The sequence below is a fragment of the Photorhabdus namnaonensis genome, assembly GCF_001684335.1.
Classification (GTDB): Bacteria; Pseudomonadota; Gammaproteobacteria; order Enterobacterales; family Enterobacteriaceae; genus Photorhabdus; species Photorhabdus namnaonensis.
Genome location: NZ_LOIC01000086.1, coordinates 1,745 through 2,006, shown reverse-complemented (window position 1 = coordinate 2,006; position 262 = coordinate 1,745). Strand labels below are relative to the sequence as shown.

Here is a 262-nt window from a genome sequence, read left to right as displayed (position 1 = left end):
TCCCTTCCGGGGCGCGCAGCGTCGTCAGCCGGTGCGCGGCATCATAATCATAGCGGGTCACGTTCTCTTCCCCGTCCCGCTTTTCAATCCAGTTCCCCGACCGGTCATAGCGATAATGCCACTGCGTGCCGGCGTAATCCTGCTCGGTGATAACCCGCCCGTCCGCATCCAGTGTGTAGCTGTAGGTTTCCCCCTGCGGGTTAATCACCTGCGTCAGTTGCAGCGTGTCGGCATCATAACGATACTGCCAGCGATGCCCCTT

General features: G+C 60.3%; 1 protein-coding gene. It reads right to left on the bottom strand.

All coding sequences use genetic code 11. From position 1 onward, the window contains the following. The coding region (locus Phpb_RS27055) for an RHS repeat domain-containing protein (RefSeq protein WP_240492618.1) at positions 1–262 on the bottom strand (262 nt) is incomplete at both ends.